6 protein-coding genes are annotated in these 16,030 nt (G+C 74.9%); all 6 read left to right on the top strand.

What is annotated here, in order from left to right; translation table 11 throughout:
* Positions 1-390: 390 nt before the first annotated feature.
* From GA0070623_RS19035 to GA0070623_RS19010, 6 genes are read left to right on the top strand one after another with little or no spacing between them, the layout of a single operon-like run.
* The gene (locus GA0070623_RS19035; RefSeq protein ID WP_067301024.1) at positions 391-1,332 is read left to right on the top strand and encodes an ABC transporter ATP-binding protein; all 942 of its coding nucleotides are present in this window, start codon (positions 391-393) and stop codon (positions 1,330-1,332) included.
* A 2-nt stretch (positions 1,333-1,334) separates the two neighbouring features.
* Positions 1,335-2,156, top strand: a complete 822-nt coding sequence (locus GA0070623_RS19030; RefSeq protein ID WP_089004117.1) for an ABC transporter permease — start codon at positions 1,335-1,337, stop codon at positions 2,154-2,156.
* Positions 2,153-2,995: an ABC transporter permease gene (locus tag GA0070623_RS19025; protein WP_067301031.1), complete on the top strand. Its 843-nt coding sequence runs from the start codon at positions 2,153-2,155 to the stop codon at positions 2,993-2,995. Before GA0070623_RS19030 ends, GA0070623_RS19025 begins: the two co-directional genes overlap by 4 nt.
* Positions 2,996-3,053: 58 nt before the next feature.
* Positions 3,054-4,217 carry a YqcI/YcgG family protein gene (locus tag GA0070623_RS19020; protein ID WP_089004116.1) on the top strand — a complete coding sequence of 388 codons (1,164 nt, stop codon included), beginning with the start codon at positions 3,054-3,056 and terminating at the stop codon, positions 4,215-4,217.
* Between the two features lie 39 nt (positions 4,218-4,256).
* Positions 4,257-11,570, top strand: a complete 7,314-nt coding sequence (locus tag GA0070623_RS19015) for a type I polyketide synthase (RefSeq protein ID WP_084260989.1) — start codon at positions 4,257-4,259, stop codon at positions 11,568-11,570.
* Positions 11,567-15,997, top strand: a complete 4,431-nt coding sequence (locus GA0070623_RS19010) for a type I polyketide synthase (RefSeq protein ID WP_067301042.1) — start codon at positions 11,567-11,569, stop codon at positions 15,995-15,997. Before GA0070623_RS19015 ends, GA0070623_RS19010 begins: the two co-directional genes overlap by 4 nt.
* Positions 15,998-16,030 lie beyond the last annotated feature (33 nt).

The following is a 16,030-nucleotide window of genomic DNA, read 5'->3' as shown; positions in this document are numbered from 1 at the left end:
TTCCCGTTCACCGACCGGCGACAGCCCGTCGACCGTCCGGCGACAGCCCGTCCGTCGGGGCGTGCCGGCCGCCTCCCCGGGGCCTCGAGGACCCGGCCCCGAGCCATATCGACGGGGCTCAGCACCCCACGCCACCAGGGCTCCTAGCTGCGAGTTCATTTATGATCTTCCTTGCGGGGGAACAGAAGCCTGTAGTAGCGTGGCGACGCCAGCACAGGGGGGGTGACGAGCATCGGTAGGCAGAGCCACCGCGCGTGGGGCAGATCCGCGACAGCCACGTTTCCGGCCCGTCGACACCCGGGTAGGACGACAACCCGAAGCCAGCCCGTCCTGCTGAGCCAGCTCGACGGCTGATCACGGAGCGACCGAGCCGAGGATGTTCCCAACGTCATGATTGATGCTGCTTTTCCGACGTCACCCGTCGTGTCGGCGAAGGCTCTGGCGAAACGCTTCGGGACCTTCGAGGCCGTCCGCGGGATCGATTTCGAGGTCCAGCGCGGCGAGGTGTTCGGGTTCCTCGGACCCAACGGCGCGGGCAAGTCCTCGACCATGCGGATGATCTCCTGCATCTCCCCCCGTTCCGGCGGTGAGCTGCGGATCCTCGGCATGGACCCGCAGGCCCAGGGGCCGCACATCCGGGCCCGCATCGGCGTCGTGCCCCAGCAGGACAACCTCGACAACGAACTCACCGTCCGGGAGAACCTGGTCGTCTACGGGCGCTACTTCGGCCTGTCCCGGGCGCACGTGGCGCGCAAGGCCACCGAGCTGATGGCGTTCGCCCGGCTCTCCGAACGGGCCGACGACCACGTGGAGCCGTTGTCCGGCGGCATGAAGCGTCGCCTCACGATCGCCCGCGCGCTGGTCAACGACCCCGAGCTGGTGCTGCTGGACGAGCCCACCACCGGCCTCGACCCGCAGGCCCGGCACCTGCTCTGGGAGCGGCTCTACCAGCTCAAGCAGGCCGGCGTGACCCTCATCATCACCACCCACTACATGGACGAGGCGGAGCAGCTCTGCGACCGTCTGGTCGTCATGGACGGTGGTCGCATCGTCGCGGAGGGTTCCCCCGCGGACCTCATCTCCCGGTACTCCAGCCGCGAGGTGCTCGAACTCCGCTTCCCCGCCGACCGGCCGATGGAGCGGGCGGTCCTCGAAGGGCTCGCCGACCGGGTGGAGGCGCTGCCGGACCGTTTCCTGCTGTACGCCGAGAGCGGCGAACGTCTCCTCGAACGGGTCTCCGCCGCCGGTGTCCAGCCCGTCTCCAGCCTCGTCCGCCGGGGCTCCCTGGAGGACGTCTTCCTCCGGCTCACCGGTCGGGAACTGGTGGACTGACGATGACGGACATCACGGCGGCCACCCCGAGGGCCACCGGCCGGGTGGTCGGTGTCTGGCGGGCGGCCACCCTCCGGGTCGAGGCCTGCTGGCGGTGGTACCGGCGCAGCTGGCGTACCACCCTGCAGGCCTCCGTGCTCCAGCCGTTGCTGTTCCTCGGCGCGATGGGGCTCTGCTTCGGCTCGCAGGTGCGGCCCGGCCCGGCGACCGACGGCCACCCCTACGTGCAGTACATCGCGCCGGCACTGCTGGTGAGCACGGTCCTCACCACGGCCGTCGCCGAGGCAGGCAAGCCGGTCCTGTCGAGTTTCCAGTGGCAACGGGACTTCATCGCGGTGACCGCCACCCCGGTCACCCCGGGCCAGCTCCTCGCCGGGCAACTGCTCTGGATCACGCTCCGGCTCCTCATCGGAGCCGTCATCTTCCTGCTGATCGGGATCCTGCTCGGCGGCTGGGCCGACGGGTGGGCCGTGCTCGCGGTGCCGGTCGCCGTCCTCACCGGGGCGGCCTGCGCCGCGCCGGTCGCGGCCTACGCGGCCACGGTACGCGGGGACGGGCACGGCCTGGTCGCCATCAACCGGTTCGTCGTGCTGCCGATGACCCTCTTCGCCGGCACGTTCTTCCCGATCTCGGCGCTGCCGCTCGCGGTGCGCCCGCTCGCCTGGATCTCCCCGCTGTGGCACGGCAACGAACTGGCCCGTGGCCTGACGCTCGGCGGGCTGACGGCACCGGCCGCCGCCCTGCACGTCACGTTCCTCGGCGCGCTGCTCACCGTCGGTGTCGTCGCGGCCCGGCGCACGTTCCACCGGCGGCTGGTCGTATGACGACCACCCAGACCCGCCGCCCGGGACTCCCGCACCAGCGGCGCGGCGCACTGCGCCGGATGCTGCCCGTCGACGAGTACGCCGGCCTGGCCCGGGTCATCGTCGAGCGCTCGGCCCGGCTCTACCTGCGCGCCTGGGCGGTGCTGATCTCCGGCGTCGTCGAGCCGCTGTTCTACCTGCTCGCGGTCACCGTCGGCTTCCGCTCGCTGGTGCCGACCGTGACGCTGGCCGACGGCAGCACGGTGCCCTACGTGGATTTCGTCGCGCCCGCGCTGCTGGCCGCCTCGGCCATGAACGGGGCGATCTCCGAGACGCTGAGCATCTACTTCAAGCTGCGCTACGACAAGCTGTACGAAGCCATGCTCACCACCCCCGTCGGCCCGCTCGACATCGTCCTCGGCGAGGTGGGCTGGGCGGTCCTGCGCGGCGGCTTCTACGGCACCGTCTTCCTCGGGGTGCTGGCCGCACTCGGGCTGGTCACGACCCCCTGGGCCGTCGTGCTGGTCCCGGTGGGGCTGCTGGTCTCCTTCGCCTTCGCCGCGGTGGGGATGGCCTGGGCCACCACGTTGCGCTCCAACGCCCAGCTGGACTACGTGACCCTGGCCTCGACCGCGATGTTCCTCTTCTCGACCACCTTCTTCCCGCTGTCCAGCTACCCGGCGGCGGTGCAGTGGCTGGTGCAGCTGTCGCCGCTGTACCACGGGGTCGAACTGGCCCGGATGTTCTTCCTCGGCACGCCCGCTCCGGCCGCGTTGCTGCACACCGCGTACCTCGTCGTGCTGGCCCTGGGCGGGCTGACCCTGGCCCGCGTCCGTCTCCGGAGCATGTTCCTGGGCTGACGGAACGGCACCGGATCGGCGGACTCCCCGTCTCGACCTTCCAGCGAAGGGACAACCGATGAAGTTGCACGTCCAGCGCCTCCAGGACGCTTTCCGTCGGATGGTCGTCGACACCGGCGAATGCTGGGCGCCCGGGCTGCCCGGCGACCACCTGGCCGCCCAGGTGCGGGCGGTCGCCGACGCACCGGACGCGGCGGCCCGCCGGGATCCGCTCACCGAGATCGTCGTGGTCGCACTGTGCCTGGCCAACCAGTACGGCTGTGTGCTCCAGCACCCGCTCACCAGCACGTCGGGCAGCGCCGACCTGGCGGACCTGATCGCCCAGGCGAGCACCGCCGACCTGCCCGACCGGATCCGGCAACCGGCGCAGACGGTCGTGCAGACGCTGGCGTACTACCGCTCCGACGTCCCGCCCGGCACCCGGCCGGACGTCGTCGGGCTGCACGCGGTGCTGCCGGAGCTGATCCGCCTGGCCTGTGCCGGGTTCGACTCCGCGGACGACCTGGCCGACCGGCTCACCACGCGACTACGGGCGGCACGGCGGCCGAGCGGGGACGTCACGGTGGAGTTCGATCCGTCCTGTGCCGAGTCGGTGCGGCTCATCCGTCCCGTCCAGGACCAGACGTACTGCCCGTTCGCCCAGAAGTCGTTCCTGTGGGGTCCGCCGCCGTACGACCGGACGCTGTCCTTCGCGGAGAACATGACCGCCGCCCTGCCCTGGGTGCACCGCTTCGTCCGGGTGCTCGACGGGGACGTCCTCGACGGGTTCGTCTTCGCCTTCCCGACCGACGTCTTCGGCGAGTCCATCGACGACCTCGGCCGGCTGTTCCGCGCGTTCGTCGACCACCTCGTCCGCACGATGACCAGCGCGGCACCGGGCGGCCTGGAGGTGACCGACGTGACGGATCCGCAGTGGTACCTGGTGCTGGCGGGTGAGGAGTGCTTCGTCAGCGTCTTCGCGCCCTGCTACCCGCACGACCACTCCCGCTACCTGCACGGCGTGCAAGGATGGATGTTGTTCATGTTGCAGCCGGAGAAGGCCATCCTGAGACAACTCACCGTCGCCGACTACGGCTCACGCTCCGCCGCGATCCGTGAGCGCTTCCGGGACGGGTTCCAGCCGTACGCGCTGGCCGACCGGGAGGCCGACCGTTTCCTCCTCCCGCTGCGCGCCGGGGATCCGCCGGTGCGGTGGTACGAGACACCCACTGACATCCCATGAGCGGGTACTGAGCGCTCGGTACGAATCGGGGGGAGAACCATGAGCGGTGCCAGGAACCAGACGTCCACCGCTGGCGGCCACACCGGGGCGGGCCGGAGCCTCAGCGGACCGGCGGTGCCCCGTGCCGGGGAGACCGTGCACGGGATGTTCGCCGAGGTCGCCGGGCGGCACCCGCAGGACGTCGCGGTCGTCGACGCCACCGGTGAGACCAGCTACGCGGAACTCCGTCGGCTCGCCGCCGCCAGCACCGACCGGCTGCGCCGGCTCGGTGTCGGTCCCGGCGACGTGGTCGCCGTCCGGATGCCCCGCGGGGCCGCGCTCTTCGCCACCGAGCTGGGCATCATGGCCACCGGCGCCGGCTACCTGCCGCTCGACCCGGCCGACCCGGCCGAACGCCACCGCCACCTGCTCACCGACGCCGACCCGGCGGTGCTGCTCGTGCCGGACGACGACCCCGGGCCGGGCCACGACAGCCTGGCGTCCGCCCTGGGCGACGGCCGGGTGCACCGCCTCGACGCCGCCTGGTGGACGCCGGCCGACACCGGGCGCGCACCCGACCACGACGACCCCGACGCGGTCGCCTACCTGCTCTACACCTCGGGGTCGACGGGACGCCCCAAGGGCGTGGCGATGCCCCACCGCGCCCTGGTCAACCTGCTCCGCTGGCACGAGGGCGCCCGCCCCGGCGGGCACCGGTCCCGGACCCTCCAGGCCTGCGCGGTCAGCTTCGACTTCTCCTTCCACGAGATCTACTCCGCGCTGTGCCTCGGCGGCACCCTGGTCGTCGCCGGCGACGACCTCCGACGCGACCCGTACGCGCTGGCCGCCTTCACCGTGGCCCAGCGGGTGGAGCGGGTCTTCCTTCCCGTCCCGGCGCTGACCCAGTTCGCCGAGGCCGCCACCCAACTGCCCGAGCCACCGGCGCTGCGGCACATCGTCACCACCGGCGAACAGTTGCGGCTCACCGAACCGCTGCGGGTCCTCGCCGCCCGCACCGGCGTCCGGGTGCACAACCACTACGGCGCGACCGAGTTCCAGGACGCGACGGTGGCGACGCTGCCCGACGACGTGACCCGGTGGCCGCTGATCGCCCCGATCGGCTGGCCCATCGACAACGTCGAGGTCGCGCTCCTCGACGGGCAGCACCGGCCGGTCCCCGCCGGAGAGCCGGGTGAGCTGTACGTCGGCGGGGCCGGCGTCGCCGCCGGGTACCGCCACCAGCCGGCGCTCACCGCCGAGCGGTTCACCACTCCCCCGGGGCTGTCCGGCCGGTGGTACCGCACCGGTGACCTGGCCCGACTCACCGAGGCGGGGCTGGAACACCAGGGCCGGGTGGACGCCCAGCTCAAGGTCAACGGGGTCCGGATCGAGCCGGCCGAGGTGGAGGCCGCCGCCTGCGTCCACCCCGGCGTCCGGCAGGCCGCCGCGGCGCTGCACGAGATCGACGGCCGGCCCCGGCTGGTCGTCCACCTGGTGCTCCGCGACGACGTGGACGCCTCGGACGTGCTGCGCGAGGTGCCCGGCCACGTCGCGGGACGGCTGCCCGCCGCCGTGCACCCGTACGGCTACGCGGTGGTCGCCGAGCTGCCGCTCACCGCGAGCGGCAAGACGGCCCGCAACCGGCTGCGACCGCCGCACCGGCTGGTCCGCGCGACCCCGGCCACCACCGACCTGCCCCGCGGCGAGCTGGAACGCCGGATCGCCGACGTCTGGCGGGAGGTGCTGGGGCTCGACCACGTCGGGGTCCGGGACAACTTCTTCGACCTCGGCGGGGTCTCCGCGCAGCTGCTCACCGTGCGGCAGCGGCTCACCACCGAACTGGGGCTGCGGGTCGGCGCGACCGACCTGGTCGAGTACCCGACCGTCCGGGCACTGGCCCGACACCTCGGTGGGGACGACCCCGCCGTCACCGGGGCCGCGCCGGTCACCGTGCGGCCCACCGGCGGCACCGACGACGACCGGGTGGCCATCGTCGGCATGGCCGGCCGGTTCCCGGCCGCCCCCGACCTGGCGACCTTCTGGCGCAACCTGTGCGACGGCGTGGACGCGATCGTGGAGTGCGCCGACGACGACGTCCGCTCCCAGGACCCGGCGCTGCTGGCCGACCCGGACTTCGTCCGGATGGCGGGTCCGCTCGCCGACCCCGAGTACTTCGACGCGGCGTACTTCGGGATCAACGCCAAGGAAGCCGCGCTGATGGACCCGCAGCACCGGATCTTCCTGGAGTGCGCGGTCGACGCGTTCGAGGACGCCGGTGAGGTGCCGGCCGGCACGCGCACCGGGGTGTACGCCTCCAGCAGCATCAGCACCTACCTGGTGAACAACCTCGTGCCGCACTTCGGCTACACCGGGGACCGACCGCTCACCGAGGCCGACACCCAGCAGTTCATGGTGAAGCTGGGCAACGACCGCAACTACCTGCCGACCCGGGTCTCCTACCGGCTCGACCTCGGCGGGCCGAGCATCAGCGTGCAGTCGGCCTGCTCCAGCTCGCTGGTCGCCGTGCACCTGGCCCGCCGGGCACTGCTGGCCGGCGAGTGCGACCTCGCCCTCGCCGGGGGCGTCTCGGTGGTGGTGCCGCAGTCCGCCGGCTACCTGTACGAGGACGGCCTGATCCGCTCGCGGGACGGCCGGAGCCGGGTCTTCGACGCCGAGGCGTCCGGCACCATCTTCAGCAACGGGTGCGGCGTGGTGCTGCTCAAACGGCTCTCGGCGGCGCTCGCCGACGGCAACCGCATCTACGCGGTGGTCGCCGGTTCCGCCGTCAACAACGACGGCGTCGACAAGCTCGGGTTCACCGCGCCGAGCGCCACCCGGCAGGCCGAGGTGGTGGCCGCCGCCCTGACCGACGCCGGGATCCGCGCGTCCGAACTCGGTTACCTGGAGGCGCACGGCACCGGCACGCCGCTCGGCGACCCGATCGAGGTGGCCGGGCTCGACCAGGCCCTGCGGGCGGTCGGCGGCGCACCGCAGGGCAGTGTCGCGGTCGGCTCGGTCAAGAGCAACATCGGCCACCTCGACGAGGCCGCCGGCATCGCCGGACTGATCAAGGCCGCGCTCGCCGTCCACCACGGGGTGATCCCGGCGAGTCTGCACTTCCGCACCCCGAACCCGGAGATCGACTTCGGGTCGAGCGCGCTACGGGTGCCGACCGGCACCGAGAGCTGGCCGGCGGGGCGGCGTCGGGTGGCGGCCGTCAGCTCGCACGGCATGGGCGGCACCAACAGCCACCTCGTCCTCACCCAGGCCCCCGAGCGCCCGGCGGAACCCGCCCCGACCGGTGCCGCAGAACCCGCTCCGGCCGGCGCGGCCGAGCCAACTCCGGCCGGCGCGGCCGAGCCCGACCCGGCCGGTACGGGGGACGGGCCGGTGCTGCTGCCGATCAGCGCCCGCGCCCCGGCGGCGGCCCGCGCGTTGGCCGGCCGCTACCAGGCCCTGCTCAGCGAGGACGGGGCCGACCTCGCCGGCATCGCCCGGGCGGCGGCGCTCGGGCGCACCCACCACCCGTACCGGATCGCGGTGCTCGCCACCGACGCCCGGGAGGCGGCCGAGCAGCTCGGGCGGGCGACCGTGCACGAGCCGCGACCCGAGGGGGCGGTCGCCTTCGTCTTCGCCGGCCAGGGCGCCCAGTGGGTCGGGATGGGTGCGGACCTGTACGCCGGCTACCCGGTGTTCCGGTCGGCGCTCGACGAGTGCGCCGCGGAGGTCCGCCGGGCCACCGGCACCGACCTGCGTGAACTCGTCTTCGACGGGGTCGGCGGCGAGCTGGACCGGACGGCCTGGGCGCAGCCCGCCCTGTTCGCGGTGCAGTACGCGCTCGCCCGGCTCTGGCAGTCCTGGGGCGTGCAGCCGGACGTGCTGACCGGCCACAGTGTGGGTGAGTTCGTGGCGGCCTGCCTCGCCGACGTGCTGTCCCTCCCCGACGCGCTGCGCCTCGTGCTGGCCCGGGGTCGCCTGATGGACGCGCTGCCCGACGGCGGGGCGATGGTGTCGCTGCTCGCCCCGCCCGACGCCGTCACCGACCTGCTCGACGCGATGGGCGTCGAGGTGAGCGTGGCGGCGGTCAACGACCACGACTCGGTGGTGCTCTCCGGTGCCGCCGCGCTGGTCGACCGGGTCGTCGTCGAGGCGGACCGGCGCGGCTGGCGGTCGCACCGGCTGCGCGTCTCGCACGCCTTCCACTCGGCGCTGATGGACCCGGTGCTCGACGAGTTCCGCGCGGTGGCCGAGCGGGTCGAGCACCGGCCGCCCCGGATCCCGGTGCTCGCCAACCGCACCGGCCGGGCCGTGTCCGCCTTCGACGCCGAGCACTGGGTGCGGCATGCCCGGGACACCGTCCAGTTCGCCCGCTGCGTGGACAGCGCGGTCGCCGAGCACGGGGTCACCACGATCGTCGAGGTTTCGCCGAAGCCGACCCTGGTCCGGTTCGCCGCCCGCGAGGGGGTGCTGGTGGTGCCCTCCCTGCGCGAGGGCGCCGGCCACGCCCAGCTGGTGGACTCGCTGCGCCGGCTCTACCTCGACGGCCGGCAGGTGACCTGGTCCGGGGTGTACCGGGGGCGTGGCGGGCCGGTCGCGCTGCCCGCCTACCCGTGGCAGCGCACCCGGCACTGGATCGAGCCCACCGGGCGGCCGACCCGGGCCGGGGCGGGCCGGGCCGGCGTGGTCTTCCTCGGTGGACGGGTGGACCAGCCGGGCAGCAGTGAGATCCGGTTCGTCTCCCGGGTCGACCCGGACCACCCCCGGTGGCTGACGCAGCACCGCATCTTCCGGCGGGTGGTGATGCCCGGGGTCGCGTACCAGGATCTCGCCTTCGCCGCCGCCGGGGAACTCGGCCTGCTCCGGCCCGCCCTCGACGACTTCCTCATCCACCAGGCGATGCGGTTCGCCGACGACACCGAGACCCGGGACCTGCACGTGGTGCTGAAGCCGGTGCCGGACGGCCACGCGGTGGAGATCCACTCCCGGTCCGAGGCCGAGTCGGGGCCGTGGACCCTGCACGCCACCGGCACCCTGACGGCCGGTACCGCGTCGCCGGTCGCCGAGCTGGCGTCGCTGCGCCGCCGGTTCGGCACGCCGGTGCCGCCCGAGGAGATCTACCGGGGCGAACGCGGTCGGCTCATCGACCTCGGCGAGTGGTTCCAGGTCACCCGGGAGCTGTGGCGCGACGGTACGGGCTGCCTGTCCCGCATCGAGCTGCCTCCCCGGGTGACCTCGGCGGCCCACCTGCACGCGGTGCACCCCATCCTGCTGGAGGCCTGCCTGCTCGCCCTCACGGTGACCTACCCGCGGCCGTTCGCCGACCGGACGTACCTCCCGGTCGGCGCCCAGCGGGTCACCCTGCACCGGGCCGGGACGACGGACAGCGCCTGGTGTCACGCCGAGCTGCGGCCGACCGACGACCCGGATCCCCGTTCGCTGGTCGGCGACATCACCCTCTACGACGACGACGGGCGGGTCCTGGTCGTCATGGCGGGCGTGCTGCTGCGGCAGGCGACCGCCGGGGCGATGGCCGGGGACGCCGACGCCGCCCGCTGGCGACGCCGGCTGTACCGGCCGGAGTGGGTGGAGCAGGCCCTGCCGCCGGGCACCCCGGCCGGCTCGTGGCTCGTCGTCGGCGCCGACCTGGCCCGCTCGATCGCGGAGGCGGCCGAGCGGCAGGGGATCCGCTGCCGGGTCGTCGATCCCGCCGACCTGGCCGGGGCCGTCTCCCGGGAGCAGCCGGACGCCGTGCTGCTCGCCTGGCCCGCCGAACGTGCCGACCCGGGGGCCGACGCCGGTGCGGCCCGGGACCTGACGCTGACGCTGCTGGACTCCTTCCGGAGCCTGCTGGACCTGCCGTCCACACCGTCGGTCACGGTGCTCACCCGGCAGGCCTGGGGCGGTGCACCGCAGCCGGCGCAGGCCGCGCTCTGGGGTCTCACCCGGGTCCTCGGTCAGGAACGGCCCGACAGCCTGCCGGCCCTGATCGACCTGCCCGCGCAGGGCGGCGACCCGGACGCGATCGTCGCGGAGACGGCGGCCCGGACCGCCGACGAGGTGACGCTGCACGACGGGCGACGCCGGGTGCTGCGGCTGCGGCCGGACACCGACCGGCCGGACGACCTGACGATCAGCCCGGACGGCACCCACCTCGTCACCGGTGGCCTGGGCGGGCTGGGCCTGGAGGTGGCCGCGACGCTGGTCGCCGCCGGTGCCCGCCACCTCGCCCTGGTCGGCCGCCACGAACCCGGCGGACCCGCGCGGGAACGGATCGCCGCCCTCGCCGCCACGGGAGCCGAGGTGCGGACGTACACCGCCGACGTCGGCGACGACGAGCAGGTCGCCGCGCTCATGGCCGTGCTCGGCCGGGACCTGCCCCCGCTGGCCGGGGTGCACCACCTCGCCGGCGCACTCGCCGACGGCCTGCTGGAGTCGCAGACCCCCGGGCGTTTCGACGAGGCGTGGGCCGCCAAGGCGGGCGGTGCGTTCGCCCTGCACCGGGCCACGGCCCACCTCCCGCTGACACACTTCGTGCTGTTCTCGTCGTCGTCCGGGCTGCTCGGCACCGCCGGGCAGGGCAACTACGCGGCGGCCAACAGCTACCTCGACGGCCTCGCCGCGGCCCGCCGGGCCGCCGGCCTGCCCGCGGTGTCCATCCAGTGGGGATCGTGGGCGGAGACGGGTATGACGGCCCGGGCCGGCATCGCCGAACGGCTCGACCGGCTCGGTGAGGGCGTGCTGCCGTTGGACGACGCCACCGGGGCGCTCCGGGCCATCCTGGCCACCCCGCCGGACGACGGGGTGGTGGCCGTCCTGGCGCACACCTGGCCGCGGTACGCCGCACACCACAACACCCCACCGGCTCCGGTGCGCGACCTGCTGCCCGCCGCACCGGCGGGACGCCCGGACACCGCCGGGCTGGCCGACCGGCTCCGCGAGGCGACCCCCGACCAGCGACGCAAGCTCGCCGACGGGTACGTCCACGACATCACCGCGGACGTGCTCGGCGTAGCCCACCTGGAGACTGACACCGGGCTCTTCTCCCTCGGCCTGGACTCGCTGGCCTCGCTGGAGCTGCGGAACCGGTTGCAGAGCGCGTTCGCCGTCCGGCTCGGCCAGACGGTGGTCTTCGACCACCCGACGGTGGCGGGGCTGGCCGGGCACCTGCTCGCCGTCCTCGACCTGCCGACCGGCGGGCCGACCGACGGGCACGGTAGCGGGCCGGCCGAGGGGCACGGTGGCGGGCCGGCCGAGGGGCACAGCGGCGGGTCGGCCGAGGGGCACGGAGGCGGGCCGACCGACGGGCCGCCGCCGGAGGAACAGTCGATCGACGAGGTGGCCGCGTTGCTGGCGGAGAGGCTCGGGAACCGATGAGCACCGACTACGGCCCGCTGCTGCGCCGGGCGCTGGCCCGCATCGACGAGCTGGAGGCCGCCGCGGCCCGCCGGCACGAGCCGATCGCCGTGGTGGGCATGGCCTGCCGGCTGCCCGGCGCACCGGATCCGGCGGCGTACTGGGACCTGCTGTCCGAGGGGAGGTGCGCGCTGGGTCCGGTGCCGGACGCCCGCTGGCCGGTGGACGGGAGTTTCGTCGACGCGGGCGGCTTCGTCGGCGACCTGCGGGACTTCGACGCCCGGTTCTTCGGGATCTCCGGACGGGAGGCGGCAACCCTCGACCCGCAGCAACGGCTGCTGCTGGAGCTGGCCTGGGAGGCGTTCGAGGACGCCGGTGTCCCGGGCCGGTCGGTGCCGGAGTCGACCGGTGTCTTCGTCGGCATCAGCAACATCGACTACCGCGAGGGGATGACCCACGAGGACGACATCGACGGGTACTTCTCCTCCGGCGCCACCCCCAGCACGGCCAGCGGACGGCTCGCGTACGTCTTCGGCACCCGGGGACCGGCCCTGTCGGTGGACACGGCGTGTTCGTCCTCGCTGGTCTCGGTCGACCTCGCGGTCCGGCACCTCCGGGACGGCAGCTGCGACCTGGCCCTGGCCGGCGGGGTCAACCGGATGGTCACGCCGCACGAGAGCCGCAGCCTGACCCGGGCCGGCATGCTCTCGCCCACCGGGCGCTGCCTGCCGTTCGACGCCGCCGCCGACGGCTACGTCCGCGCCGAGGGCGGCGGCCTGGTGGTGCTCAAGCGGGCGTCGGACGTCGGCCCGCACGACCGGGTCCTCGGCCTGGTCCTCGGCAGCGCCGTCAACCAGGACGGCCGGAGCAGCGGCCTCACCGTGCCGCACGGCCCCTCCCAGCAGGAGGTGATCCGCGCGGCGCTGCGCGACGCCGGGGTGGAGCCGGACGCCGTGGGATACCTGGAGGCGCACGGCACCGGCACCGCCCTCGGTGACCCGATCGAGGTCAACGCGCTCGGCGCCGTCTTCGCCGCTCGCCGGGAGCCGCTGCCGATCGGCTCGGTCAAGGCCGCCATCGGGCACACCGAGTCCGCCGCCGGTATCGCCGGCCTGCTCAAGGTGCTGCTCATGCTGCGGCACGGGGTGCTGCCCCCGACCCCCCTGGTGACCAAGCCCAATCCCCGTATCGACTGGGACGACATCCCGGTCCGGGTGCCGTCCACCCGCGAACCGTGGCCGGACGACACCCGCCGGATCGCCGGGGTCAGCTCCTTCGGCTTCAGCGGCACCAACGCCCACCTGGTCGTCGCCGCCCCGCCGCCACCCGCCGATCCGACGCCCACCGCGCCGGTCCCCGCCGCCGACGGGCCGCTGCTGCTGCCGCTGTCGGCGCGGCACCCGCAGGCCCTCGCCGACCTGGCCGACGCCTACGCCCGGCGGCTCCGCACGGCGGCCGACCCGGCGGCGCTCGCCCTGGTCGCCGCCGTCGGCCGCAGCCACCTGCCCTGGCGTCGGTGCGCCGTCGGGGCGACCGTCGACGACCTCGACGCCGCCCTGCGGCGGCCCGGCCCCGCCGGCCCCGTCGGGCAACGACCCAGGGTGGCATTCCTGTTCACCGGCCAGGGCGCGCAACGGCCGGGGATGACCGCCGAGTTGTTCCGGGCCGAACCGGTGTTCCGCGCCGCCATCGAGGAGTGCGCCGGAATCCTCGACCCGGTGCTCCCGGTACCCCTGACCACGCTGCTGTTCGACGCCGGTGAACGCCTCGACGAGACCCGCTTCACCCAGCCCGCGCTGGTCGCCGTCGGTTACGCGCTGTCCCGGCTGTGGCGGGACTGGGGCGTCCACCCCGAGTACGTCCTGGGGCACAGCGTCGGGGAGTACACCGCGGCCTGCGTGGCCGGCATCCTGACGCTGCCCGACGCCCTACGCCTGGTCGCCGAGCGGGCCCGCCTCATGCAGCAGTGTCCGCCCGGGGCGATGGTCGCCGTCCGGTGCGGCGTCGACCAGGTCGAACCGCTGCTGGCCGGGGCGTCCCGGTCGGCCGTCGCCGCGGTCAACGGGGCGGAGAGCACGGTGCTGGCCGGGCCGGAGGAGGAGCTACGGCCAATCCTCGACGCGCTGGCCGACCGGGGGGTGACGCACCGGCGGCTCACCGTGTCGCACGCGTTCCACTCGCCGCTGCTCGCCGACTTCGCCGAGCCGTTCACCGCGTTCGCCCGGGGCGTCACCCACCGCCCGGCCGGGATCCCCCTGGTGTCGAACCTCACCGGCACGGTCGGCACGCCGATCGACGCCGACTACTGGCGGGAGCACGCCCTGCGGCCCGTGCAGTTCCAGCGCGGGGTGCGGGCGCTGCGCGAGGCGGGGGTGGACACCCTGGTCGAGCTGGGTCCGGAGCCGGTGCTGCTGGGCCTGGCCGGCCAGGACTGGCCGGAGGCGCGGCGGCTGCCCAGCCTGCGCGCCGGACGGGAACACCTGACCCTGCTGGACAGCCTGGCCCGGCTCTACGACAGCGGCGCCGACATCGACTGGGCCGCGGTCACCCGGCAGCGCGCCGCCGGCCGGCGGTTCGTCGCCGCACCGACGTACCCGTTCCAGCGGGAACGCCACTGGGCGTTGACCGGCGGCACCGCTGCGGAGCGACCGACCGGCCCGCTCGACGTGGTCCACGTCGGCTGGGCCGCCACACCGCTGCCGGCCGGACCGCCGCGCCGGTTCGACGCCCTGGTCGTCGGCCCGGACGCCGAACAGCTGGCCGGGGCGGTGACCCTGCCGTGCCGTACCGGTCGGCTGACGCCGGACATCCGGGTCAGTGACGTCGTCTACGCCGCCCCGGCCACCGACGGGGATCCCGAGCGGACGGCCGCCGCCTGCACCGAACTCCTGTCGGTCGCCCGGGACCTCGCCGCGCGACCCACCCCGCCCCGCCTGGTCGTGGTGACCCGCGACGCCGCCGCCGACGCGCCCGACCCCGGGCAGAGCGCCCTCTGGGGCCTGGTCCGCACCGTGCAGGCCGAACACCCGGCTCTCGACTGCCTCGTCGTCGACCTCACGTCGGCCGGCGACGGCGCACCGTCCGACCTGCTCGCGGCCGAACTCACCGCCCCGGCGGGGCACCGGTTCGTCCGGCTGGCCGACGGGCGACGGCTGACGCCCACCCTGGTGCCGCTGCCGGTCCCCGCCGGTCCGTCCTGGCAGCCGCCGCCCGGGGCCGTGCTCGTCACCGGCGGCCTGGGCGCGCTCGGCCTGCGGCTCGCACAGGAGCTGGCCACGGCCGGCGTACGACAGCTGGTGCTGTTCGGCCGCAGCGCGCCGTCGGAGGCCGCCCGGATGGTCGTGGACCGGCTCCGGGACGCCGGGGTGGACGTCCGGCTCGTCCGTGGTGACGTCACGGTGGAGCAGGACGTCCAGCGGGCACTCGACGAGGCCACCCCGCTCGCCGGGGTCGTCCACGCCGCCGGGGTGCTGGACGACGGACCGCTGGCGGAACAGAGCCCGCAGCGGCTCGCCGCGGTGCTGCGGGTCAAGGTGCACGGCGGGCACCTGCTGGACCGGTTGAGCCGCCCGCTGTCGCCCCGGTTCTTCGTCGCCTACTCGTCGCTCGCCGCGGTGCTGCCGACCCGGGGGTCCGGCGGGTACGGGGCGGCGAACGCGTACCTCGACGGCCTGCTGGCCGCCCGCCGCGCGGCGGGCCTGCCCGCGCTCTCGGTGGCCTGGGGGCCCTGGGCCGGGCCGGGGATGGCGGCCGGCGAGGCCGCCCTGCACGAGGCGACCGGCCTGCGGATGATCGACCCGGCGGCGGGCACCGCCACGCTGATCGCCCTGCTGGCCGCCTGCGACGTGCCGGCCCGGGTGGTGGTCGCGCCGGCCGACTGGGCGCGGGTGCGCGAGGCGCTCGCCGAGGCCGCCCCGCCCGGGACGTTCGACGCGCTGGCCGCTCCGGCGGACGCCGCCGGGTCGCCGGCCGCGCCGCCGGTACGGATCGGGGACGTCGCGGCGCTGCGCGAACACGTGGTGGAGGTGGTACGCGACGTCCTGCGCATCGGCGGGCCGGTCGACGACCACGAGGGCTTCTTCGACATGGGCTTCGACTCGCTCACCGTCCTGGAGCTACGCACCCGGCTGCAGGCGGAGCTGGGCGTCCGGCTGCCCTCCACGGTGGCCTTCACCTTCCCGACGGTGGACCGGCTCGTCGAACGCCTCAGTGCCGACCTGGGCCTGTCCGACGCCGCCCCGCCCCCGCCCACCACGCCGGCCCAGGCCACCGCCCCGCTCCCGCCCACCGCGCCGGCCCAGGGCACCGCGCCGACCCGGGCCACCACGCCGACCCGGGCCACCACGCCGGCCGACCCGCCGACGGTCACCGCCCCGGACGCGGACGACGAGCTGGCCGCGCTGCTCGCCCGCGTCGACCGCGGCTACCGAGAGATCCAGGGCATGTGATGACCCGGTTCCGGGCACAGCAGCAGGCACCGC

Source organism: Micromonospora rifamycinica (assembly GCF_900090265.1).
GTDB lineage: Bacteria > Actinomycetota > Actinomycetes > Mycobacteriales > Micromonosporaceae > Micromonospora > Micromonospora rifamycinica.
This window is presented reverse-complemented; position numbering and strand designations above follow the sequence as displayed.

Excerpts from the sequence above, each read along its gene's own strand:
- GA0070623_RS19035 (WP_067301024.1), top strand. The coding sequence starts at position 391 with ATGATTGATGCTGCTTTTCCGACGTCACCCGTCGTGTCGGCGAAGGCT.
- GA0070623_RS19030 (WP_089004117.1), top strand. The coding sequence starts at position 1,335 with ATGACGGACATCACGGCGGCCACCCCGAGGGCCACCGGCCGGGTGGTC.
- GA0070623_RS19025 (WP_067301031.1), top strand. The coding sequence starts at position 2,153 with ATGACGACCACCCAGACCCGCCGCCCGGGACTCCCGCACCAGCGGCGC.
- GA0070623_RS19020 (WP_089004116.1), top strand. The coding sequence starts at position 3,054 with ATGAAGTTGCACGTCCAGCGCCTCCAGGACGCTTTCCGTCGGATGGTC.
- GA0070623_RS19015 (WP_084260989.1), top strand. The coding sequence starts at position 4,257 with ATGAGCGGTGCCAGGAACCAGACGTCCACCGCTGGCGGCCACACCGGG.
- GA0070623_RS19010 (WP_067301042.1), top strand. The coding sequence starts at position 11,567 with ATGAGCACCGACTACGGCCCGCTGCTGCGCCGGGCGCTGGCCCGCATC.